Raw genomic sequence first — 20,415 nt, 5'->3', positions numbered from 1 at the left:
CGCCGCCGTCGGCGGCCCGGACCTCGAAGTACCCGCGGAGGCCCGCGTGGTCGACCTCGCCGGGCGCACCCTGATGCCGGGCCTCATCGACTGCCACGCGCACGTCAACGCCCACTCCGCGAACCTCCCCGGGCTCGCCGACGAGTCCCCCGCGTACGTCGCTCTGTTGGCCGCCAACGAGATGCGGGCAATGCTGCACCGCGGCTTCACCACCGTGCGCGACCCGGGCGGGGCGGACTTCGGGCTGCACGAAGCGGTCGCGCAGGGAATCGTGGACGGGCCGCGCCTGTACTTCGGCGGCAAGGCGCTCTCGCAGACCGGCGGGCACGGCGACGGGCGCCCGCGCGGGCGCAGCGTGCGCGACGACCACCAGTGCTGCCCGGACATGAGCACGGTGTGCGACGGCGTGGACGAGGTGCGCCGGGCCGCACGCGAGCAGCTGCGCACCGGCGCCCACCACGTCAAGATCATGCTCTCCGGCGGCGTCGCCTCCCCGACCGACCGTATCGACTCGACCCAGTTCTCCCTGGAGGAGATCCGCGCGATCGTGGAGGAGGCCGAGGCCGCCAACCGGTACGTCGCCGGGCACGCCTACACCGCCCGCGCGATCAACCGCGGGCTCGAAGCGGGCGTGCGGTCGATCGAGCACGGCAACCTGCTCGACGAGTCCAGTGTGGAGTTGTTCTTGGAGCGCGACGCGTTCCTGGTGCCCACCTTGGTGACGTACGACCGCATGGCAGCCGAAGGGGCCGAGCACGGCCTCCCCGAGGCGAGCCTGGCGAAGAACCCGCTCGTGCTCGACGCGGGCCTCAAGGCCCTCGACCTCGCGCACCGCGCGGGAGTGAACCTCTGCTACGGCTCGGACCTGCTCGGCGGGATGCGGCGGCACCAGTTGCGGGAGTTCACGATCCGCGGCGCCGTCCAGCCCGCCGCGGATGTGATCCGCTCGGCCACCGTCACCGCCGCGCGGCTCCTCGGAGAGGACGGTCGGCTCGGCCGGATCGTGCCCGGCGCGCTCGCCGACATGCTCGTCTTGGACGGCGACCCGTTGGAGGACCTCGCGGTGCTCACCGATCCGGAGGAGCGCTTGAAGATGGTCGTGCAGGGCGGCGCGGTGAAGCTCGACCGGCTGTAGGAACGGCGACGGCCCCGGTGCTGCGCACCGGGGCCGACTCGATCGCTCAGCCGCGCTTGAGGATCACGAAACCGGTGGCCCACAGGACGAGCGCGCTGCCGAACCCGGCGATGGCGCCGCCGAGCCCGACCCCGGCGAACCCGCCCGCGATGCCGCCTGCGCCGGCGAGCGCCATCGCGTACCCGGTCAGCTTGTAGGTCGGCTCGTCGAAGGCCCGCGCAAGCGGGACGAAGTGCAGGCCGACGATCACGGCGACCGTGCCGGGCAGGAAGTCGACCAGGTCGAGGGCGTTCGCCGTGGCGATCGCGGCGACGATGAGGACGACCTCGAAGGCGACCCAGATCCCGTACCGCTTCCCCCAGTCCTTCGGCAGCTCGCGCGGCCCGCGCGTCGACTCGATCCGGGGGATCGCGACGACCAGCCCCACGCTCACCGCCAGCGCGATCGCGAACCCGATCAGGTAGCCGGCGCCCGGGAGCACGCCCGCGCCCCCGAAGTACCAGCCGAGGCCGAAGAACGCGCAGATCATGACGCCGTTGCGGCGCATCCCGGCGCTCATCCTGTCCGGTGCGGTGAAGGTTTCCATGCCGTCATTGTGCCAGGAGTCGACCGCTGTTCACATTGCGTCGCGCTGGGACCTGGTTCACCTTGCATCCCAGTATGTGCGGGCGATTGATAGCGTCGGTGGAAGCTTGAACCGCACCCCCGCAACGACTCTTCCCGAGGAGCCTCCATGAGTTCACCGACCGAACAGTCGGGCATCGCCGACGTGCTCGCGCAGGCCCTACAGGTGGCCAAGGACGGCCAACGGGCGCAAGAGGACGCGGGCAAGGAGAAGGTCGAGGTCGAGGTGGCCGACGGCATGGTCCGGGTCTCGGCGACCCTGGCGGGCAAGGTCACGGTCGAAGTGGTCGACCCGCGCGCGATGCGCCTGGGCGGCTCCGAACTCGCCGAGCAGATCACCACCGGCGTCAACGCCGCGCTCGACAAGGCCCGCGAGCAGGCCGGGCTCCCCGGGGCCGTCGACCTCGACGCGCTCACCGAGAAGGTCGAGGAGATCCAGCAGCAGTCGGTGCAGCGGCTCAGCTCGTTCATGACGAGCCTGGCGGAGTCGCACGGCAGGATCGTGCAGACCGCCGCGCAGAGCAAGGGCATGGAGCGTTGAGCCTCCAGATCGACCCCGACGGCCTCGACCAGGCCGGCCAGAGCATCGAGGGCACGGCCGAGCGGTTCTTCGCCGCCGTGGACGAGTTCTCCTCCAGGATCGAGGGCGTCACCGCGGCCTGCGGGAGCGACGAGATCGGCGGCCTCATCGAGCAGGCGCACACCGCGGTCTTCGAGTTCGCGAAGGAGTGCTTCTCGGAGGCGGCGCAGTCGATGGCCGACGCGGGCCTGGACGTGCGCGACTTCGCGGTGCAGCACCTCAACGCGGACAACGAGGTCGCGCAGGCGTTCATTCAGCTCACCTCGGAACTGGACGGTGGCTCCTGATGGCGATCATGCTCCCTTCGGAACTGGCGACCCTCCTGGGCGTCCTCGGCTTCGACTGGCCGCAGTCCAATGAGGACAACCTCATGGAGTTCGGCCAGGCGTGGCTCGACTTCGGCGGCGAACTCGGCGACATCCTCGGCGAGGCCGACGCCAACGCCGCCCAGGCCTGGACCGACCAGATCGGCAAGGACATCGACGCGTTCAAGGCCTGGTGGGAGAGCGAGGACGGCCCCGCGGACGTGCTCGACAACGGCTCCATCGGCGCGATGATCGCCGGCGTCGGGCTCATCATCTGCTCGATCATCGTCCTCGTCCTGAAGATCATGGTGCTCGTCCAGCTCGTGATCCTCGCGGTCCAGATCGCCATCGCCATCGCCCAGGCCGCCGTCACCTTCGGCGCCTCGCTGCTCCAGGTCCCGATCTTCCAGCAGCTCGCCCGCACCGTCGTCGGCAACCTCATGCAGGAAGCCGTCTTCAAACTCCTCGAAGCGTAGGCACCAATGGGAAAGAAAAGCGGCGGCAAGCTCATCAGCGCCGCGCTCGACTTCTTCAAGAAGGCGAAGAAGCAGCGCGCCGGGCGGGCCCAGCAGAACAAGATGGACTACGACATGCTCCATCACGCGCTCGTCGGCGACACCAGGCCGGGCCGGAACTCCGGCAGCGGCTACCACTGGCGCCCCGGCGGCAACGACTTCGACGGCAGGCGCATCCGCCCCGGCACCCACCGGCCCGTCGGCGACGGCGGCGTCTACCAGGCCGAACCCGAGTTCCTCGACCCCGGCCCGCCCCCGTTCTGGAAGCCCAAGGGCGGCAACAACGGCGTCTCCACGTTCTTCCCCGACAGCTGGGACGGACCTGAGGTCGACCGCAACATCGCCAGCGCCTTCCGCAAGAGCCAGCCGCACCCGAACGACCCGAACATGTGGGTCGGCGAATCCAACGGCGTCAAGATCAGCGGCTACTATGACAACGCCAACGGCCGCGGATACACGCACGGCTTCCCATCCGACCAGCAGTAATGAAAGGCGCGACTGAGCAATGCGCTTCCGTATGGACGACTACTTCGGTCCGGTCGTGGACGCCCCGCCGCCCGGCCGGGAAGTCCTCGCCGCCTGGATCTGCACCGACATCGGCCGCAAGTTCCGCGTCCTCCTCGACGCCCTCGCCATGACCGACGACGTGCGCGCCGGCGGCGAGCCGTTCGAGCAGTGGGATTCCGAGGGCTGGGACGTCACCTTCCGGCCCGACGGCGTGACGATCCGCGCCGCCCACGGCAACCGCCAGGGCGCGACCTACAGCGTCGAGGACGTCCGCACCGCCCTCGAAGACTTCTGGCAGTTCATGGTCGAGACCCCCGAACGCGCCAACGCCCCCCGCAACTACCGCCCCGACCTCCCCGAATGGCAGGAAGGCCTCCTCCAATGGGAGGACACCTGGCAGATCCGCCACCCCTACCGCGGCCGCCTCGGCATCCCCACCCAAGGCCCCGCCTGACACGAGTATCGAGGGCGCGGACGGCGGGTGCCGTCCGCGCCTTCGCCGTCTCAGGATGGGCGCGCGCCGCGCCGCAGGGTAGCCGAGGCACGGGAAACGGTCCCGCTTCAGCCGTCACAGTCTCGGAACAAGGTCTCCTTTCTGCGCCAGAGGGTTATGGCGTTGTGGAGGACGGCGCGGGTGCGGGCGGGGTGGTGTTGATGGAGCCAGGCGTGGCCGGTCGGGGCGGAGGCGAGGCGGGGTAGGGCGTCGAGGTGGGTGACGTGGCCGAGGAGGGTGCCGTCGGCGGCGGTGATGCGGAGGACCGGTTCGTGCCAGTTCCATGCGAAGGCCAGGGTGCGGTCGTCGACGTCGGCGTAGCCGAGGACGGGGAGGCGGTCGATGAAGTGGAGGGTCATCCTTCGACCTCCGCTTCATGGCGGGCGGCGTGGTGCCAGATGGCGGTTGCTTTGTCTCTGGCGGCGCGGCGCAGGGCCGCGGACCATTCGGCGCGGTAGAGGTGCAGGCGCGCGAACGGCGAGCCGATCCGGTTGATGTAGCCGAGGTCGACGGCCGGTTCAGGTGCGATGCGCCGCAACCGGACCGAGGTGGTGGAGCCCCCGGCGAGCTGGTAGACCTCAATGCGGCGGTGCTCGAGGGTGAAGCGGCCCAGGACGATCCGCTCGGGATCGGGTCGTCGGGCGCGGGAGCCGGTGTCGCTCATGCCGCACCGCCCCAGGAGAAGCCGATGAGCGTGGTGAGCACGTCGCGGAGGGAGTCGGAGTTGATCTTGGAGGCGAGGAGCTTCACCGCGGAGCGGCGTTGGGGGCAGCCGTGGGCACCCCATTTGTGGTTGCACCATTCGCAGCGCAGGCGGCCGAGGCCGAACCAGGTGCGGTAGGGCCGGTGGAGTTCGAGGTCGATTTTGACCGAGGCCGGGACCGGGTCATGGCGTACGCTGAAGGCAACCATGGGAGGTTTCCTCTCTGGCTAGGGGCGGGCTGCTGGACTTTCTGCCAAGGCCGTACAGCAGCCCGCCGCGTTTCGTATTCAGTTAGTTTTCTGGGACGCGTGATACACGCGTGCTGAAACTCTTGCACATACTTTCGCGAACGCCAAGCAGCGACACACCGGTGAGCCGGGAGTGTCTAGACGCGTGTTCGTGATTCGGCACGGACCTTGCGGCCCGACATGATACCGGGTCGTGTGTGCGATGGAGGTACGGCGAGTCACGCAGGGGCGCAACACCAGTCGCGGGAATGCGGTCGAAATAGATAGTAGTCTATTCGTGTATCAGCAGTACGGTCCATTGTCAACTTGTTGCCAAACACTGGAACTCTCCACATAGACCTGAAATGCTGAGGACTCGCCCACGATCCCCAAGGGAGTCACGATGCGCCACCTCAGGCGAATCCTCATCGCCATCACCCTCGCCCTCAGCGCCACCATGTTCATCCCCGCCACCGCCGCCCAGGCCGCCAACGAATGGGTCAAGATCTGCTTCGGCGGCTTCGTCTCCGACGGCGAAGGCGGGTTCTACTGGGACCCCTGCGCCATCGAGGTCGACGTCTTCCTCGGGCAGGAGATCGAACTCCCCTGCCGACCCCCGTGCGGTCTCGGGTTCGACTACCTGGACCCGAAGATCCGCTGGGACGAGCAGTACAAGTACTTCGAACGCCTCGACCTCGGCCTCGAACGGCTCTCCGAGTCGCGGCTCACGAAGGACCCCGACCTCGCGCAGAAGCTCCGCGACGAGTCGATCGAGCACTTCCTCGCGGCGGCCGAGATCCGCGAGGGCGCCAATGTGGAGCTGAACGAGGTCGCCTGGGTCGACTACGAGACCGGGAAGATCCTGGAAGGCGACGACCAGTTGCTCTGGGCCGTCGGCAAGGACCTCCTCGCAGGCCAGCAGTTGATGCTCAAGGGCCTCGAAGATCCCAAGGGCGTCGAGGCGGCGATGGAGGCCTATGAATCGGCCCTCGCCCACCTCAGCGGCTGAGGTAGCGGAACGCGAAGGCGCGGGCGAAGGGATTCGCCCGCGCCTTCGCGCGAGTGCCGCTAGCGCTGCGCCGCTTTACAGGTCGAAGTGGCAGGCGACCTTGTGGCCGGCTGTGGTCTCGCGCCATTCGGGTTCCTGCTCGGCGCAGATGTCCTCGGCCCAAGGGCAGCGGGTGCGGAAGCGGCAGCCGGAGGGCGGGTTCGCCGGGGAGGGGAGGTCGCCCTTGAGGATGATGCGCTCGCGGGTGGCCTCGACCTCCGGGTCCGGTTGCGGCACAGCGGAGAGCAGGGCCTTGGTGTACGGGTGGCGGGGGTTCTCGTAGATCGACTCGGAGTCGGCCTCCTCCACGAGCTTGCCTAGGTACATGACGCCTACGCGGTCCGAGAGGTGGCGGACCACCGCGAGGTCGTGGGCGATGACGAGGTACGTCAGGCCGAACTCGACCTGGAGCTCTTCGAGGAGGTTCATGACCTGCGCCTGGATCGACACGTCCAGGGCGCTCACCGGCTCGTCGCAGACGATGAGGTCCGGGCGGAGCATGAGCGCGCGGGCGATGCCCAGTCTCTGGCGCTGGCCGCCGGAGAACTCGTGCGGGTAGCGCTCCAGGACCGACTTCGGCAGACCCACCGCGTCGAGGGTGTCGACGGCGAGCTTGCGCCGTTCCGCCTTCGACCCGATCCCGTGGACCTTCAAGGGCTCGGCGAGGAGTATGTCCACATTGTGCCGAGGGTTCAGCGAGCCGAGCGGGTCCTGGAAGACCATCTGCATCTTCGAGCGGTGGCGGCGCAGCCGCTCGCCCTTGAGGGCGGTGACCTCGTCGGCGCCGAGACGGACACGGCCCGCGGTCGGCTCCTCCAGGCGCAGCACCGCGCGCCCGAGCGTGGTCTTGCCGCAACCGGACTCGCCGACCAGGCCGTACGTGCCGCCCGAGTCGACGCGGAGGCTCACGCCGTCGACCGCCCGGACATGGCCCACGACCCGCTCGACGAGGAGGCCGCGCCGGATCGGGAAGTGGACCTCCAGTCCCTCGACCTCCAGCAGCGGCGAGGAGTCGTCCCCACCGGTGCGCTGGACGGGAACGCGCGGTTCGGATGCGGTGCTCATGCGACCTCCTCGGCCATGACGCAGCGGTGGACGTGCGAGGACCCGACCAGGGCGGGCTCGCCTTCGACGCAGGCCGCGGCGACGCGGTCGCAGCGCGGCGCGAACGCGCAGCCGTCCTTCCAGCGGATCACGTCGGCGATCGACCCCCTGATGGGCGTGAGCGGCTCGTGCGTGCCGAGGTCGAGGCGCGGGATCGACCCGAGCAGCCCCACCGTGTAGGGGTGCGTCGGCCGCGCGAACAGCTCGCGCACCGGCGCCGACTCGACCACGCGCCCCGAGTAGAGCACGTTGACCTCGTCGCAGATCCCGGCCACGACGCCGAGGTCGTGGGTGATCATGAGCAGCGCCGTGCCCTCGGTCTCCACGAGGTCCTTGAGCAGTTCGAGGATCTGCGCCTGGATCGTGACGTCGAGGGCCGTGGTCGGCTCGTCGGCGATGAGCAGCCGCGGCGCGCAGGCCACGGCGATCGCGATGAGCACGCGCTGGCGCATCCCGCCGGAGAGCTGGTGCGGGTACTCCTTGAGGCGCCGGGTCGGATCGGGGATGCCGACGCGGTCGAGGAGATTCGCGGCCTCGCGGTTCGCCTTGTCGCCCTTGAGACCCCGGTGTCGCTGGAGGACCTCGGTGATCTGGCGGCCGATGGTGACGACCGGGTTGAGGCTGGAGAGCGGGTCCTGGAAGACCATCGCGAGGTCTGAGCCGCGGCGGCGGCGCATCGACGCGGGCGGCAGGGACAACAGGTCGGTGCCGTCGAAGACGGCCCGGCCCGAGACGTCGGCGCCGCTGCGGGAGGCCTTGCGGGCCTTGGGCTGCGGGGCGACGGGTGCGATGCCCGCGGCGGACTCCGCGGCGGCGGCCTGGACGGGGGCGGGTTTGCCGCGGCCCCTGGGCAGGAGGCCCATGATCGCGAGGCTGGTGACGGACTTGCCGCAGCCGGACTCGCCGACCAGGCCCACGACGCGGCCCTGGTCGACGGTGAACGAGACCCCGTCGACGGCGGTGGCCGCCCCGAAGGCGACCCGCAGGTCTTCTACTTCGAGCAGCGCCATTTACCTTCGCCTTCTCGGTCGGGAGGTGGACGGTTCGCGGTGCGTGAGGGGCCGGTGCGCGGCGGCGGGCGCCGGGTGCGCGGAGGCGTCGTGGTGCGCTGCGGCGGGCGCCGCCGGGCACACAGAGGCGTTGTCGTGCGCCGTCACTCCTGCCTCCTCAGCCGCGGGTCGAGCGATTCGCGCATGGCCTCGCCCAGGAGGGTGAAGCCGAGCGCGGTGACGATGATCGCCACCGCCGGGTAGATCGCCAGTTGCGGTGCGCCCGAGAGGAACCGCTGGGCGTCGGCGAGCATCGTGCCCCACTCGGGGGTGCCCGGGTCGGGGTTGCCCAGGCCCAGGTACGACAGGGCCGCCGCCTCGATGATCGCGGTCGCGAGCACGAGCGTGGCCTGGACGATGACCGGGCCGAGCGAGTTCGGGAAGATGTGCGCGACCACGATGCGGCTCTTGGGGACGCCGATGGAGATCGCGGCGAGCACGTAGTCCGAGTGGGCCTGCGCGAGCATGGAACCGCGCATCATGCGCGCGAAGATCGGGATCTGCGCGACGCCGACCGAGACCATGACTGTCGTCAGGCTCGGGCCCATGAGCGCCGCGATGCTCAAGGCCAGCAGCAGCATCGGGATCGCCAGCGCGACGTCGACCGCGCGCATCACGGCCGCTTCGACGCGTTCGCCCCAGCGGCCGCCGAAGGTCCCCAGGGCGGCGGCGCCGCCGCCCACGAGGGCGCCGGCGACGAAGCCGATGAGGGTGGCGACGACGCCGACCAGGAGGGTCTGGCGGGCGCCGATGATCATGCGGGAGAACATGTCCCGGCCGAGGTGGTCGAGGCCGAGCCAGTTCTCGGGGCGCGGGCCGGGGAAGATGCTGCGGTTGAGGAAGACCTCGCGTCCCCAGGTCTGGGCGGTCGGGTCGTAGGGGGCGATCCAGGGTCCGAGGATCGCCACGAGGACGAACAGGCCCACGATCACGGCCCCGCTGATCGCCATCGGGGAGCGACGCATCCGCCGCACGGACTGGCGCCACAGGGAGCCGGACCGGGCGTCCCGGGCCTCGGCGTGCGCCTCGATGAGGCGGTCGAGCTTCTCGATCTTGGCGGTGGTCATTTCCGCACCCGCACTCTCGGGTCGAGGAGGCCGTAGGACAGGTCCACGATCAGGTTGAGCACCACATAGGACACCGCGATGACGAGGATGAAGCCCATGAGCGCCGGGTAGTCGCGTTCCTGCGTCGCCTGGTAGACGAACGAGCCGACGCCGCCGAAGGAGAACACGCTCTCGGTGAGCACGGCCCCCGCGAACAGGGAGCCGAGCAGCAGCCCGATCACCGTCACGATGGGCAGCATCGCGTTGCGCATGACGTGGCGCCCGCGGATCACGGCGGGCTTGAGGCCCTTGGAGTCGGCGGTGCGCACGTAGTCCTCGCCGATCACGTCGAGGACGCTCGCGCGGGTGATCCGCACGACCACCGCGAGCGGGATCGAGGAGAGCGCCACGGCCGGGAGGATCAGGTGGAGGAACGCGTCGCCCGCCACGTTGAACTCGCCGGTGATGAGGCCGTCCAGAACTCTCAGGCCCGTGACGTCGGTGTACTGGAGTCCCGAGCTGAGGCGGAAGGTGGAGGGCAGGAGCGCGAGCTCCTGCGCGAACACCACCTTCAGCATGGCCGCGAGGAAGAACACCGGGATGCAGATGCCGATGAGCGAGCCCGAGACGGCCGCGAAGTCGAGCCAGGTGCCGCGCTTGCGCGCCGCGAGGTAGCCCAGGGGGATGCCGATGCCGACGGCGATCACCATGGCCGCCAAGGACAGTTCGATGGTGGCGGGCAGCCGGTCGGCCAGTTCCGTGGCGACGGGCCGCCCGCTCGACAGGGACGAGCCCAAGTCGAGTCGGACGACCCGTTGCAGGAATTCGAGGTACTGGACCCAGACGGGTTCGTTCAGGCCCAGTGACTCGCGTAGGGCCGCCCGGTCGTCGAGCGTGGCGTTCTCGGGGAGCATCTGGTTCTCGGGTCCGCCCGGGAGGGCTTTGAACCACGCGAACAGGAGCAGGGAGAGCCCGAGAAGCGCCACGCTCAACTGCAGGAGGCGTTTTACGGTGTACCGCAGCATATTCTGCTATCGACCAGTTCCGTCTACTGCTGAGTGAAGAAGACCTGCGCGAAGTTCTCCTGCGTGAGCGGGGAGGCGTTCGGCGGGTAGACGTTCGCGGCGAAGGCGATCGACGGCGGGGAGCTGGAGAGCGGCAGGCCCGGCAGTTCCTCCATGATCGTCTCGTTCGCGGTCATCCACAGCTCGGTGCGGGTGGCCTCGTCGGGCTCGGAGGTCGCGGCGGCCACGGCGTCGAAGATCGCCTGGTCGTCGGCGGTCAGGCCGAACTCGGTGGAGGCGTCGGCGAACCAGGTGCCGAGGAAGTTGTACGGGTCGGCGTAATCGCCGGTCCAGCCCAGGAGGTACAGCGGGCATTCGCCGCTGCGCGTCGTCGGGATGTACTCGGTCCACGTGATCGGCGTGGCGGTCACGGTGATCCCGGCGGCCTCGAGGTCGGAGGAGATCATGTCGAAGATGTCCTTCGGCGAGGGCATGTAGGGGCGCGACACGTCGGTCGGGTAGCAGAACTCGATCGAGAGGTCCTCCTGCCCGGCCTCGGCGAGGAGCTCCTTGGCCTTCTCGGCGTCGTAGCCGTACTCGACGACGTCCTCGGACCAGCCTTCGAGGCTCGGCGGCATGAACTGGGTCGCGACGGTCGCGCCGGGCGGGAGCACCGAGTTGACGATGCGCTCGCGGTCGACGGCGTAGGACAGCGCCTCGCGGACCTTGTGGTCTTCGAGCGGGGCGTTGCCCTGCGCGTAGGCGAGGTACAGGAGGTTGAAGACGCCGCGGGTCGGCACCTGGAAGCCGGCGTCGACGAGCGGCTGCACGTCGGCCGGGGCGGCGAGGTCGTAGCCCTGGACGTCGCCGGTCTCGAGGGCCTGGCGGCGCGCGGTCTCGTCGGAGATGGTCCGGAAGATGATGGTCTTCACCCCGGCCTTCTCACCCCAGTAGTCGTCGTTGCGGGTGAGGGTGACGGCCTGCTCGGCGTGGTCCCACGACTCGATCGTGAACGGGCCGGTGCCGGCGAGGCTGCCGGGGGTCATCGCGTAGTCCGGCTGCGGCGAGTCGGCGGCCTCGATGGTCGCGTCGGCGACGGCGTCGATCGAGGTCGGGCTCATGATCGCGAACGAGTTGAGCGTGAACGCGTGCGGAAAGCTGGAGGAGTACTTGCTGATCGTGATGGTCGCGTCCAGGCCGTCGGCCTCGCAGCCCTGGTAGATCGACTCGCTCTCCATGCCCATCTCGGCGTCGTTCTCGGCGAAGCCGCCGAAGACCGCCGAGTAGTAGTAGGTGAAGTTCTCGGACTGGAAGCCGCCCTTGAAGTTCGCCCACCGGTCGAAGTTCGCGCAGACCGCGGCGCCGTCGAGGTCGGTGCCGTCGTGGAACTTCACGCCCTCACGCAGGTGGAAGGTCCATACGGTGCCTTCGTCGTTCTGGTCGAAGGACTCGGCGAGGCCGGGCACGGTGTCGGTGCACTCGGTGTCGAGGAGGGTCTCGTAGACCTGGCGGGTGACGCGGAACGTCTCGCCGTCCGAGGCGAGGGCCGGGTCCAGGGAGGACGGCTCGCCGGGGGTGCCGAAGACGAAGGGCGTGCTCTCGCTGGCGGCCTCGTCCTTGACGGCGTCGGTGTCGGTCCGCTCGGGGCAGGTGAAGTCGAAGTCCTCGGCGGTGTTGGCGTCACCGCCTGACTCGCCGTCGTCGCTACAGGCCGTGAACAGGCCCAAGGCCATCGCGGCGCCTGCCGCTGCGGCCAGGGCGCGCCTGACTGGGGTTGGTGACGTGCGCATAGGTTGTCTCACCCGTCGGTCGTTGGGTATTCGGAGGTAGACCTAGAGTAGGACAAGGTGAGTTACGACACTGTTAAGCGTTATGCGATCGTGACCGTTCCGGCGACTATTGTTACCCAAACCGCACAGTTCACTTCGGAGCGAAACCTGTTGCGCCGCAACGGGTCCTAGAATGCGGCAGGCGCGGCCGCCGGTCGGGGCCGCGAGCGGCGGCCACCGGGGCGCCTGCGCCGCTTCGGGTCCGGGACGGGCCCTAGTCCATGTCGCGGCGGCCGGAGAAGGCGCGCCCGAGCGTGACCTCGTCGGCGTACTCCAGGTCGCCGCCGACCGGCAGGCCGCTGGCGAGCCGTGTCACCTTGAACCCCATGGGCTTGACGAGCATCGCCAGGTACGTGGCCGTGGCCTCGCCCTCGGTGTTGGGGTCGGTGGCGATGATGATCTCCTTGGTCTCCCCCGACTGGAGACGCACCATGAGCTGGCGGATGCGCAGGTCGTCGGGGCCGATCCCTTCGAGCGGGTTGATCGCCCCGCCGAGCACGTGGTAGCGGCCGCGGAACTCGCCGGTGCGCTCGATCGCGAGGACGTCCTTGGGCTCCTCCACGACGCAGATGAGCGTCTCGGAGCGGCGCGGGTCGCGGCAGATCCCGCACTGCTCGGCCTCGGTGACGTTGCCGCAGGTCTCGCAGAACCGCACCTGGGCCTTGACGCGTTCGAGCGCGGAGGTGAGGCGCTCGACGTCGGCGCTCTCGGAGGCGAGCAGGTGGAAGGCGAGCCGCTGGGCGCTCTTCGGCCCGATGCCGGGCAGCTGGCCCAGCTCCTCGATGAGGTCGCCCAATGCCCCGTCGTACAAGGGTCTCTCTTTTCTCGCCGCGTGGTCGGTGGGTGGAAAGGCGACCCCGGTCCGCCTGCGGGCGAACGGGGTCGGAGGGTGAGGACCCTCTACATGCCCGGGAGGCCGAGGCCGCCGGTCATGCCGCCGAGGGCGTCGCCGAGCGGGCCCATCTTCTCGCTGGCGAGGCGCTTGGCGTCCTCGGTGGCCGCCTGGACGGCCGCGAGCACGAGGTCTTCGAGGGTTTCGACGTCCTCGGGGTCGACCGCGTTCGGGTCGATCTTGACGCGCACCAGCTCGCCGTCGCCGGTGACCGTCGCCGTGACGAGCCCGCCGCCGGCCGAGGCGCTGACCTCGGTCTGGGCGAGTTCGGCCTGGGCCTGCATCATGTCGGACTGCATCTGCTGCGCCTGCTGGAGCAGCTTCTGCATGTCGCCGCCTGGGAACATGTCGATCTCCTCGCCGTGGTCGTTCGGGGGTCTCCTGGTATACGGCAACCCTAGCCGCTCGCGGTGACGCGCACCCGCCGAGCACGCCGCGGCGCGGGCCCGCAAGCCGCGCCGCGCGGGCGTGCGTTCAGGCGATCTGCTTGGCGCCGAAGGCGGTGGACAGGAGTTTGACGGCCTGCTCCTCGCTGGTGCCGAAGCCGCCGGGGGCGACCGGGTCGTCGGGGCTCGGCTCGTCGAAGTCCTCGGCCGGGGGCTCGGGGGCCGGGGCGCGGCGGTCGGCGTCGCTCGCGGCGCGGGCGGCGGGCGCGGACGCCCTAGGAGCCGGCGCCGTCCCCGCTTTTGGGAGGTTCGCGACCTCCCCCACCTCGCACCGGACCTTCCAGGTGCCGCCGAGGACCTCGCCGAGGACCCCCACGACGATCCCGTACGCGGGCTCCTTCTGGAGGTTCTCGGCGTGGAAGCTGTGCTTGAACGCGAGGACGACCTCGTTGTCCGTGGCGTCGGCGACCGTGGCCTCCGACAGCAGCGCCGCGGTGGTGCGCTTCTTGTCCTTGACGGCCATCATGATCCGATCCCACTGGCGTCGGATCGAGGCGGCGCCGGGACCGGCGGCGTCGGCGACCGGCACCGGCTCGGGCCGGGCCTGCGGCGGCTCGGGTTCGGCGGCCGGTGGAGCGGCGGGCGGCTGCGGCGCGGCGGGCTCGTCGTCCCACGGCGGGGTCGCCGGGGCGCTCGGTGCCGAGGCGGCGACGGGAGCCGCCGGAGCCGGGACGCTCGGGCTCGGGACGCTCGGTGCGGCCTGTGGTTCGGGGCGCGGGGCGGCGGCGACCGGGCGCGGTTCGGCGAAGGCGGCCCCGGCGGCGCGCTGCTCCAAGGTCTCCAGCCGCTGCATGAGTCCGGCCATCGACTCGTCGGAGCCGGGCAGGATCGCGCGGACGCAGGCGAGTTCGAGCAGGAGCCGCGGCGCGGTGGCCCCGCGCATCCCGGCGAGCCCGGCGGCCACGACCTCGCCCATGCGCATGAGCGTGGAGGTGCCCATGCGGGTGGCCTGGCTGGTCATCTTGGCGAGCTGGTCGGCGGGCGCGTCGACCAGGCCGAGCGAGCCCGCGTCGGGCACCTGGGTGAGCACGATGAGGTCGCGGAGGCGTTCGAGGAGGTCCCCGGCGTAGCGGCGGGGGTCGTGGCCGCCTTCGACCACGCGCTCCACGACCTCCATGACCTGGGCGCCGTCGGCGGCGGCGAAGGCCTCGCACATCTCGTCGAGGAGCCCGGCGTCGGTGACGCCGAGGAGCCCGGCGGCCCGCTCGTAGGTGACGCCCTCGGGCCCGGCGCCGGCGATGAGCTGGTCGAGGACCGAGAGGGTGTCGCGGGCCGAGCCGCCGCCGGAGCGCACGACGAGCGGCAGCACGTCGTCGGCGACGACCGCGCCCTCCTCGTCGCAGAGCTTCCGGCACAGCTCGCGCATCGCGGGCGGCGGGATGAGGCGGAACGGGTAGTGGTGCGTGCGCGAGCGGATGGTCGGCAGGACCTTGTCGGGCTCGGTGGTCGCGAAGATGAACAGGACGTACTCCGGCGGCTCCTCCACGAGCTTGAGGAGCGCGTTGAAGCCGGCGGCGGTGACCATGTGCGCTTCGTCGATGATGTAGATCTTGAAGCGGGAGTCGACGGGCGCGAAGACGGCCCGTTCACGCAGCTCACGGGCGTCGTCGACGCCGCCGTGGCTGGCCGCGTCGATCTCGATGACGTCGATCGAGCCGTGGCCGTCGGCCGCGAGGGCCCGGCAGGAGCGGCACTCGCCGCACGGCTCGGGCGTGGGGCCCTGGGCGCAGTTGAGCGAGCGGGCGAGGATGCGCGCCGAGGAGGTCTTGCCGCAGCCGCGCGGCCCAGAGAAGAGGTAGGCGTGGTTGAGGCGCCCGGCGCGGATGGCGTTGATGAGCGGTTCGGTGACGTGCTCCTGGCCGACGACTTCGGCGAAGGTCTGCGGCCGGTATTTGCGGTACAGCGCGAGTGCCACGTCATCCTCCAGTCGGCGCCCGCGGGGCGGTGCCTCGGTTCTCGCTCGGGCGGTGCTGCCCCCGCCGGTTGCCGCCGCGCGGTCCCGGCCGGAGCCCTGCGGACCGGTCCGCGGCCCGCCTGAAGCCAGGGTACGGCCTGGGTCCGACGTTCGGCGGCGCGACCGGTGGTCTTGGAAGGGACGGCACAGGCCGGGCCGGGCGAGGCCGGGAGTGGTTGGAGTCGAGCTCGCGAGGGGTGGCCCTGATCACGTGTTATCGGTATCCTCATACGGTACCGAGATATTTAAACGTTTCAATTCTAAGGAGTCCGCGTTGCGCACCCTCGCATCACCCCTCCGGCGGCGGCTCGGCCGCTGGCTGGCCGCCGCGGCCGTGGCGGCCCTCGCCGCGGCAGGCCTCACCGTCCTCGGCGCCGCCCCGGCGTCGGCGGTGGAGACGAACACCTGGTACCGGATCGTCAACGACCATTCGGGCCTGGCCGTCTCCGTCCAGAACGCCTCGCAGACCGCGGGCGCCGCCGCCGTCCTCGCCACCCCCTCGAACGCGAACGAGCAGCAGTTCCGCTTCGTCTCGTCGGGGAGCGGCTACTACCGGATCCAAGCCCGGCACTCGAATCAGGTACTCGACGTCTACGCCAAGTCCACCGCCAACGGCGCCGACGTCGTGCAGTGGACCGACAACAACGGCACCAACCAGCAATGGCAGGTGAACACCCAGTCCGACGGCTCGGTGGAACTCGTCAACCGCAACTCCGGCAAGGCGCTCGACAACTGGGAGTGGGCCACCACCCCCGGCAGCCGCGTCTCGCAGTACGACCGCAACAACCTGGAGTCGCAGCACTGGAAGCTCGTCCCGGTCGGCTCGACCGGCGGGGGCGGCACCGGCGCGGTCACCGACGCGAACCTCCAGTACTACGGGCGCTGGAGCAAGGCCGACCCGTCCTACCCGACGATGGGCTGGGCCGGCGGCTACGTCGAGACCGCCTTCACCGGCTCCTCGATCGGCGTGAAGCTGCGCGGCACCATCGACCTGTGGTACTCCGTGGACGGGGGCGCCGAGACGTGGATCAGGTCCGCCTCGGGGACGGTCACCGTGCGCTCGGGCCTGGGCTCGGGCACGCACACGGTCCGGATCGGCTTCCGCGAGCGGGCGGGCTCCTACACCGGCGACCCGGCCTTCGGCGGGTTCGTGCTCGCCTCGGGCGGCCAGACCGTCGCGACGCAGCGGCCCGAGCACCACATCGAGTTCATCGGCGACTCGATCACCGTGGGCCAGCCGAACGGGAACCGCCCGTTCACGACCTACGCGTGGCTCTCCTCCGAAGCGCTCGGCGCCTCCCATATGCAGGTCGCCGAGGGCGGCGCGTGCGTCTCGACCACCGACTGCCGCGGCATGGTCGACTGGTTCCTGCGCACCACCAACCAGGACGTCAACGAGATGTGGGACTTCTCGACGTACGACACCGATCTGGTCGTGATCAACCTGGGCACCAACAACAAGGTGTCGGCGGCGCAGTTCCAGAGCGACTACGTGCTGCTGCTGGAACGAGCGAGGCAGGCGTACCCGAACGCGGAGATCCTCGCGATGGGGGTCTTCCGGGAGCGGCTGCTCACGGAGGTCCAGAACGCCGTGACCGCCCGCAACAACGCCGGCGACGCGAAGGTGCACTACGTGAACACGGTCGGGTGGGTCGACCCGGCCACCGACACGTCCGACAACGTGCACCCCACGGACGCGGGCCACGCCAAGATCGCGGGCTACCTGACGCCGATCCTGGCGCAGTACCTCTGATCGGCGCATGAACGGCGCCCGCCCCGATTCGGGGCGGGCGCCGCCCGGCTCACGGCCCGGTCCTGACGGACCGGGCCGGTCTCAGACCTCGTCCTGGAGCTTCGCGATCTCCTTCTCCAGGCCCGCGCGGGTCAGGCGCAGCTGCTCCTCGGCGACCTCGACGGCGTCGAGGTAGCTGCGGGTGCGCACGAGCTGGCGGATGCGCTCCTCGGCCTCGCGGTCGCTGTGGCCGTCGTTGACGCGGCGGAAGTCGGCCACGGCGCGGTCGGCCTCGGCCTTGGCGCGCTCCTGGGTCTGGCGCATGAGCTCGGAGGCCTGGGCGCGCGCCTGCGCGATGATCTGGCGCGAGTAGTGCTGCGCCTGGTTGACGTAGCCCTCGGCCTGCTGCTGCGCCTGGGAGATGAGGTTGACGGCGGTGGAGGTCGGCGTCGTCGGCGAGGCCGCCTGGAGCCGCTGGCTGCTCTGCTGCGACTGCCAGGACCGCAGCGCCTCCTTGAGCTTCTCGGCGTCGGCCCGCAGCGCCGCCTCCCGCTGGTCGCGGCTGGCGAGCTCGTCGGCGATGCGCGTGAGGAAGCGGTGCACCTCGTCGGGCTGGTAGCCGCGGCGGGTCAGGCTCGTCATCGAGAACCTGGCGTTGTTGACCTGTCCGACGGTGACCTTCCCACCAGACTGCCGGTATGTGTACATAGTGGAATCTCCTGTCTCACTCGGCTGACGGCTCGAAGTGGATGGCCTCCGCCCGGACCCCGGCGTCCAGCAGGTGCTTCCTGCTCGACTCGACCATGCCCGGCGGGCCGCACACGAAGACCTCGGCGCCCGCGCAGCGCCCGTGCGCCACGGCCAGCTCCACGGGGGAGCCGATCCGGACCCCGCCGCCGAAGAGGTCCTCGTCGGCGCAGGGGACGAACTCCAGCCACTCGTACGCCGCCGCGAGCGCGCGCAACTCGTCCAGGTAGTACAGGCCTGCGGGATTCCTTGCGCCCCAGTAGAGGCTGGTGGGCCGCGGCGCGGTGGCGATCTGCTCGATCAGCGCCTTCATCGGGGCGACGCCGGTGCCGCCCGCGATGAGGGCGACCCGGGGCGGGTTGCCGCCGAGGACGAGCCCTCTGCCCACGGCCGGGCCGAGGCGGAGCGGGTCGCCGGGGCGCAGGAGCGAGACCATCGCGGTCGAGACCTCGCCGCCGTCGACGGCGCGGACGTGGAGTTCGACGGTGCCGTCCGCCCTCGGCGCGTTCGCCGGCGTGTACTGGCGCCAGGCCCGGGGCCGCAGCTCCGTGCACAGCGAGAACGACTGGCCCGGAAGGTAGTCGAAGCGGCGGCCGGGCGCGATGGTGATCACGGCGGTCTCGAGGTCGCGGCGCTCGTGGGCGACGACCTCGGCGTCCCACCAGGCCGGGGCGTAGTGGGCGGCCTCGTCGGCGGCGTCGGCCATCGTGGCGGCGACGATGCCGTACGCGGCGGCCCAGTCCGAGGCGATGGCAGGCGTCCAATGTGGACCGCTGAAGTGCTCCAGCGTGGCGACGAGGGCCTCGCCGACGGCCGGGTAGTGGCCGCGCAGCGCCCCGAACTTCCGGTGGTCGCGGCCGAGGTCCTGGAGGACGGGGACGACCTGCTCGATGGTGTCGACGTTGCTCACCACCGCCCCGAGCGCCGCGACGAGCTTGTCGCGCTGCGCGGCCATGTTCATCGGGAACAGGTCGCGCGTCTCGGGGTGGGTGAGGAACAGCGTCGAGTAGAAGTACAGCGGAACCTGGTCGCCGTGCGCCGCGACCAGGCTCCAGTTCTTCTTCAACCGTTCGGCGTCGACCATGCGACTATGCGTCCGCCTCGATGACGTCCGGCGCGACCGACTCCAGGACCTTGCCGACGGCCTCGATGATGTCCTGGGGGACTTCGAGTTCGACCAGGACCGCGACGAGGTGGGCGCCGACGGCCGCGTACTGGTCCGCCGTGATCCCCATGCCGCGGTGGGCCTCGGCGAGCTCGCGGCCCTCATAGGACTTCGGGCCCTCAAGGACCTGCGAGATCAGGGCCACCTGGTGGCGCTTGAGGCGGGCCAGGTCGGTGTCGGCGAAGAACCCCGAGAGGTCGGGGTCGGCCAGCAGGCGCTTGTAGAACCGCTCGACCGCCTCGGTGACGGCGGGAGCGCCGCCGATCCGCTCGTACGGGGTCAGCGGCAGTGCTTCGGCATCGGTCATGATTCATCCTTACGGGGGATATCGCGGTTTGCGACCAGAGCCTACCGCCGACTACGCGAATGATCCATAGTGTTCGTCATGTTTTCAGCGTTTTCCCTGCCAGATGGGCGGATCGTGAGTGCCCTGTCACTACGAGCACGCGGCGCCCGCCTCCGTGACCAATGGAGACGGACACCGCCGCCGAAACCGGCGGAGCCCCAACGGAAACCGTCGGCAACGCTCCGCCGGTACGTCACTGCTTCACACGATGGTCACTGTGCGGAGAGCGCCTCGGTCGGCGACAGCCGCGAGGCCCGCACCGCCGGGTACAGACCCGCCACCGCGCCGATGAACAGCGTCGCCGCCACACCGCCGGCACTCGCCCAGTACGGGACCACCGCAGGCCACCCGCGCGACGACGCGTACACCGCCGTCACCGCCGTCCCCAGCACCACCCCGCCCACACCGCCGAGCGCACTCAACAGCAGCGACTCCGCAAGGAACTGCAACCGGATCTGACCCCGCGTCGCGCCCAGCGACCGCCGAAGCCCGATCTCACTGCGCCGCTCCAGCACCGAGATCACCATCGTGTTCGCGACACCGACCCCTCCCACCAGCAGCGCCACCGCGCCCAGACCCAGCAGCATCCCCGTGAACGCCGAGTCGATCGCGTTCTTCGCCGCCAGCGCGTCAGAAGGCCGCTCCACCGAGACCTCATCGGGCGCTTCGGGATTCGCCGTCGCCGCCAGGACCCCGGCCACGTCAGCCACGTACCGCTCCTCGGCCCGCGTGTAGATCGCCGTCGCGTGCCCGTCGAACCCGAGGTATGTCGCCGCCGCCTCCCAGCCCACCAGCACCGCCAGGTCCAGCTCCGGCGCGAGCGCCACCGGCTCCAGCACCCCGACCACCGTGAACCACCGACCGCCCAGGAACACCTGCACGCCGTCTCCGGACCCGGTGATCCCGAGCTGCTCGGCGGCGCCCGAACCGAGCACCACCGCCGGGTACGAGGCCGTCGCCTCGT

The 20,415-nt window shown here is 70.5% G+C and carries 24 protein-coding genes; 8 read left to right on the top strand and 16 right to left on the bottom strand.

The annotated features are described in order from the left end of the window. Window positions 1-1,135: metal-dependent hydrolase family protein (locus E9998_RS24210; RefSeq protein WP_136532352.1), on the top strand; the 1,135-nt coding region annotated here is incomplete at its 5' end. Window positions 1,136-1,181: 46 nt separating this feature from the next. On the opposite strand, the gene E9998_RS24205 is transcribed toward E9998_RS24210, so the two are convergent. Beyond that, window positions 1,182-1,721, bottom strand: coding sequence for a hypothetical protein (locus E9998_RS24205; protein ID WP_136532321.1), 540 nt, complete (start codon window positions 1,719-1,721; stop codon window positions 1,182-1,184). Window positions 1,722-1,868: 147 nt separating this feature from the next. Here E9998_RS24205 and E9998_RS24200 point away from each other — a divergent pair, with 147 nt between their 5' ends. Genes E9998_RS24200 through E9998_RS24180 form a run of 5 tightly spaced genes read left to right on the top strand, consistent with a single transcriptional unit; the run spans window position 1,869 to window position 4,120 of the window. Then, entirely contained in the window at window positions 1,869-2,300 is a 432-nt protein-coding gene (locus E9998_RS24200) for a YbaB/EbfC family nucleoid-associated protein (RefSeq protein WP_136532320.1), read from the top strand. Then, complete coding sequence (locus E9998_RS24195) at window positions 2,297-2,626, top strand: hypothetical protein (RefSeq protein ID WP_136532319.1); 330 nt, start codon at window positions 2,297-2,299, stop codon at window positions 2,624-2,626. Before E9998_RS24200 ends, E9998_RS24195 begins: the two co-directional genes overlap by 4 nt. After that, entirely contained in the window at window positions 2,626-3,120 is a 495-nt protein-coding gene (locus E9998_RS24190; protein WP_136532318.1) for a hypothetical protein, read from the top strand. The genes E9998_RS24195 and E9998_RS24190 overlap by 1 nt, the downstream gene beginning before the upstream one ends. A 6-nt stretch (window positions 3,121-3,126) precedes the next feature. Continuing rightward, the gene (locus E9998_RS24185; RefSeq protein WP_136532317.1) at window positions 3,127-3,645 is read left to right on the top strand and encodes an EndoU domain-containing protein; all 519 of its coding nucleotides are present in this window, start codon (window positions 3,127-3,129) and stop codon (window positions 3,643-3,645) included. A gap of 31 nt (window positions 3,646-3,676) precedes the next feature. Then, the gene (locus E9998_RS24180; protein ID WP_136532316.1) at window positions 3,677-4,120 is read left to right on the top strand and encodes a hypothetical protein; all 444 of its coding nucleotides are present in this window, start codon (window positions 3,677-3,679) and stop codon (window positions 4,118-4,120) included. A 107-nt stretch (window positions 4,121-4,227) separates the two neighbouring features. Here E9998_RS24180 and E9998_RS24175 read toward each other — a convergent pair whose 3' ends face one another. From E9998_RS24175 to E9998_RS24165, 3 genes are read right to left on the bottom strand one after another with little or no spacing between them, the layout of a single operon-like run. Beyond that, on the bottom strand, window positions 4,228-4,518 hold the full coding sequence (locus E9998_RS24175; RefSeq protein WP_136532315.1) for a hypothetical protein: 291 nt from the start codon (window positions 4,516-4,518) through the stop codon (window positions 4,228-4,230). Beyond that, window positions 4,515-4,823, bottom strand: coding sequence for a hypothetical protein (locus E9998_RS24170; protein WP_136532314.1), 309 nt, complete (start codon window positions 4,821-4,823; stop codon window positions 4,515-4,517). Before E9998_RS24170 ends, E9998_RS24175 begins: the two co-directional genes overlap by 4 nt. Next, entirely contained in the window at window positions 4,820-5,071 is a 252-nt protein-coding gene (locus E9998_RS24165; protein ID WP_136532313.1) for a hypothetical protein, read from the bottom strand. The genes E9998_RS24170 and E9998_RS24165 overlap by 4 nt, the downstream gene beginning before the upstream one ends. Window positions 5,072-5,492: 421 nt before the next feature. On the opposite strand from E9998_RS24165, the gene E9998_RS24160 reads away from it, so the two are divergent. Beyond that, window positions 5,493-6,098: a hypothetical protein gene (locus tag E9998_RS24160; RefSeq protein WP_136532312.1), complete on the top strand. Its 606-nt coding sequence runs from the start codon at window positions 5,493-5,495 to the stop codon at window positions 6,096-6,098. A 75-nt stretch (window positions 6,099-6,173) separates the two neighbouring features. Here the strand turns inward: E9998_RS24160 and E9998_RS24155 are convergent, their stop codons facing one another. The 8 genes from E9998_RS24155 to E9998_RS24120 all read right to left on the bottom strand — a co-directional run bounded on the left by E9998_RS24155 (window position 6,174) and on the right by E9998_RS24120 (window position 15,422). Beyond that, window positions 6,174-7,202 (bottom strand): ABC transporter ATP-binding protein, encoded by a 1,029-nt coding sequence (locus tag E9998_RS24155; protein WP_136532311.1) that lies wholly within the window; start codon window positions 7,200-7,202, stop codon window positions 6,174-6,176. After that, a complete protein-coding gene (locus tag E9998_RS24150) occupies window positions 7,199-8,251 on the bottom strand; it encodes an ABC transporter ATP-binding protein (RefSeq protein WP_136532310.1) in 1,053 nt (350 codons plus the stop codon). Before E9998_RS24150 ends, E9998_RS24155 begins: the two co-directional genes overlap by 4 nt. 143 nt (window positions 8,252-8,394) lie before the next feature. Beyond that, window positions 8,395-9,357: an ABC transporter permease gene (locus E9998_RS24145; protein WP_136532309.1), complete on the bottom strand. Its 963-nt coding sequence runs from the start codon at window positions 9,355-9,357 to the stop codon at window positions 8,395-8,397. Beyond that, window positions 9,354-10,361: an ABC transporter permease gene (locus E9998_RS24140; RefSeq protein ID WP_136532308.1), complete on the bottom strand. Its 1,008-nt coding sequence runs from the start codon at window positions 10,359-10,361 to the stop codon at window positions 9,354-9,356. Before E9998_RS24140 ends, E9998_RS24145 begins: the two co-directional genes overlap by 4 nt. 23 nt (window positions 10,362-10,384) lie before the next feature. Continuing rightward, window positions 10,385-12,130: an ABC transporter substrate-binding protein gene (locus tag E9998_RS24135; RefSeq protein WP_204745632.1), complete on the bottom strand. Its 1,746-nt coding sequence runs from the start codon at window positions 12,128-12,130 to the stop codon at window positions 10,385-10,387. A gap of 253 nt (window positions 12,131-12,383) precedes the next feature. Continuing rightward, on the bottom strand, window positions 12,384-12,980 hold the full coding sequence (gene recR / locus E9998_RS24130) for a recombination mediator RecR (protein WP_136532307.1): 597 nt from the start codon (window positions 12,978-12,980) through the stop codon (window positions 12,384-12,386). 89 nt (window positions 12,981-13,069) lie between these two features. After that, entirely contained in the window at window positions 13,070-13,408 is a 339-nt protein-coding gene (locus tag E9998_RS24125; RefSeq protein ID WP_136532306.1) for a YbaB/EbfC family nucleoid-associated protein, read from the bottom strand. A 127-nt stretch (window positions 13,409-13,535) separates the two neighbouring features. After that, window positions 13,536-15,422, bottom strand: a complete 1,887-nt coding sequence (locus E9998_RS24120; protein WP_136532305.1) for a DNA polymerase III subunit gamma and tau — start codon at window positions 15,420-15,422, stop codon at window positions 13,536-13,538. A gap of 313 nt (window positions 15,423-15,735) precedes the next feature. Between E9998_RS24120 and E9998_RS24115 the strand changes: the two genes are divergently transcribed. Next, on the top strand, window positions 15,736-17,214 hold the full coding sequence (locus tag E9998_RS24115; protein ID WP_158299977.1) for an RICIN domain-containing protein: 1,479 nt from the start codon (window positions 15,736-15,738) through the stop codon (window positions 17,212-17,214). 81 nt (window positions 17,215-17,295) lie between these two features. Here the strand turns inward: E9998_RS24115 and E9998_RS24110 are convergent, their stop codons facing one another. From E9998_RS24110 to E9998_RS24095, 4 genes are all read right to left on the bottom strand, one after another. Beyond that, the gene (locus tag E9998_RS24110; RefSeq protein ID WP_136532303.1) at window positions 17,296-17,901 is read right to left on the bottom strand and encodes a DivIVA domain-containing protein; all 606 of its coding nucleotides are present in this window, start codon (window positions 17,899-17,901) and stop codon (window positions 17,296-17,298) included. 16 nt (window positions 17,902-17,917) lie between these two features. Then, a complete protein-coding gene (locus tag E9998_RS24105; RefSeq protein ID WP_136532302.1) occupies window positions 17,918-19,024 on the bottom strand; it encodes a globin domain-containing protein in 1,107 nt (368 codons plus the stop codon). 4 nt (window positions 19,025-19,028) lie between these two features. Continuing rightward, window positions 19,029-19,412 (bottom strand): group I truncated hemoglobin, encoded by a 384-nt coding sequence (locus E9998_RS24100; RefSeq protein WP_136532301.1) that lies wholly within the window; start codon window positions 19,410-19,412, stop codon window positions 19,029-19,031. 251 nt (window positions 19,413-19,663) lie between these two features. Beyond that, window positions 19,664-20,415 (bottom strand): ABC transporter permease (locus E9998_RS24095; RefSeq protein WP_136532300.1); only part of this gene is annotated, 752 nt, incomplete at its 5' end.

Origin of the sequence: Glycomyces paridis (assembly GCF_004912155.1) — a bacterium.
Taxonomy (GTDB): Bacteria; Actinomycetota; Actinomycetes; order Mycobacteriales; family Micromonosporaceae; genus Glycomyces; species Glycomyces paridis.
The sequence above is the reverse complement of the archived record's forward strand: the minus strand, read 5'-3'. Positions and strand labels throughout refer to the sequence as shown.

Coding starts and splice junctions, on each gene's coding strand:
- E9998_RS24205 (WP_136532321.1), bottom strand. CDS start 1,721: ATGGAAACCTTCACCGCACCGGACAGGATGAGCGCCGGGATGCGCCGC.
- E9998_RS24200 (WP_136532320.1), top strand. CDS start 1,869: ATGAGTTCACCGACCGAACAGTCGGGCATCGCCGACGTGCTCGCGCAG.
- E9998_RS24190 (WP_136532318.1), top strand. CDS start 2,626: ATGGCGATCATGCTCCCTTCGGAACTGGCGACCCTCCTGGGCGTCCTC.
- E9998_RS24185 (WP_136532317.1), top strand. CDS start 3,127: ATGGGAAAGAAAAGCGGCGGCAAGCTCATCAGCGCCGCGCTCGACTTC.
- E9998_RS24180 (WP_136532316.1), top strand. CDS start 3,677: ATGGACGACTACTTCGGTCCGGTCGTGGACGCCCCGCCGCCCGGCCGG.
- E9998_RS24175 (WP_136532315.1), bottom strand. CDS start 4,518: ATGACCCTCCACTTCATCGACCGCCTCCCCGTCCTCGGCTACGCCGAC.
- E9998_RS24170 (WP_136532314.1), bottom strand. CDS start 4,823: ATGAGCGACACCGGCTCCCGCGCCCGACGACCCGATCCCGAGCGGATC.
- E9998_RS24165 (WP_136532313.1), bottom strand. CDS start 5,071: ATGGTTGCCTTCAGCGTACGCCATGACCCGGTCCCGGCCTCGGTCAAA.
- E9998_RS24160 (WP_136532312.1), top strand. CDS start 5,493: ATGCGCCACCTCAGGCGAATCCTCATCGCCATCACCCTCGCCCTCAGC.
- E9998_RS24155 (WP_136532311.1), bottom strand. CDS start 7,202: ATGAGCACCGCATCCGAACCGCGCGTTCCCGTCCAGCGCACCGGTGGG.
- E9998_RS24150 (WP_136532310.1), bottom strand. CDS start 8,251: ATGGCGCTGCTCGAAGTAGAAGACCTGCGGGTCGCCTTCGGGGCGGCC.
- E9998_RS24145 (WP_136532309.1), bottom strand. CDS start 9,357: ATGACCACCGCCAAGATCGAGAAGCTCGACCGCCTCATCGAGGCGCAC.
- E9998_RS24140 (WP_136532308.1), bottom strand. CDS start 10,361: ATGCTGCGGTACACCGTAAAACGCCTCCTGCAGTTGAGCGTGGCGCTT.
- E9998_RS24135 (WP_204745632.1), bottom strand. CDS start 12,130: ATGCGCACGTCACCAACCCCAGTCAGGCGCGCCCTGGCCGCAGCGGCA.
- E9998_RS24125 (WP_136532306.1), bottom strand. CDS start 13,408: ATGTTCCCAGGCGGCGACATGCAGAAGCTGCTCCAGCAGGCGCAGCAG.
- E9998_RS24110 (WP_136532303.1), bottom strand. CDS start 17,901: ATGTACACATACCGGCAGTCTGGTGGGAAGGTCACCGTCGGACAGGTC.
- E9998_RS24105 (WP_136532302.1), bottom strand. CDS start 19,024: ATGGTCGACGCCGAACGGTTGAAGAAGAACTGGAGCCTGGTCGCGGCG.
- E9998_RS24100 (WP_136532301.1), bottom strand. CDS start 19,412: ATGACCGATGCCGAAGCACTGCCGCTGACCCCGTACGAGCGGATCGGC.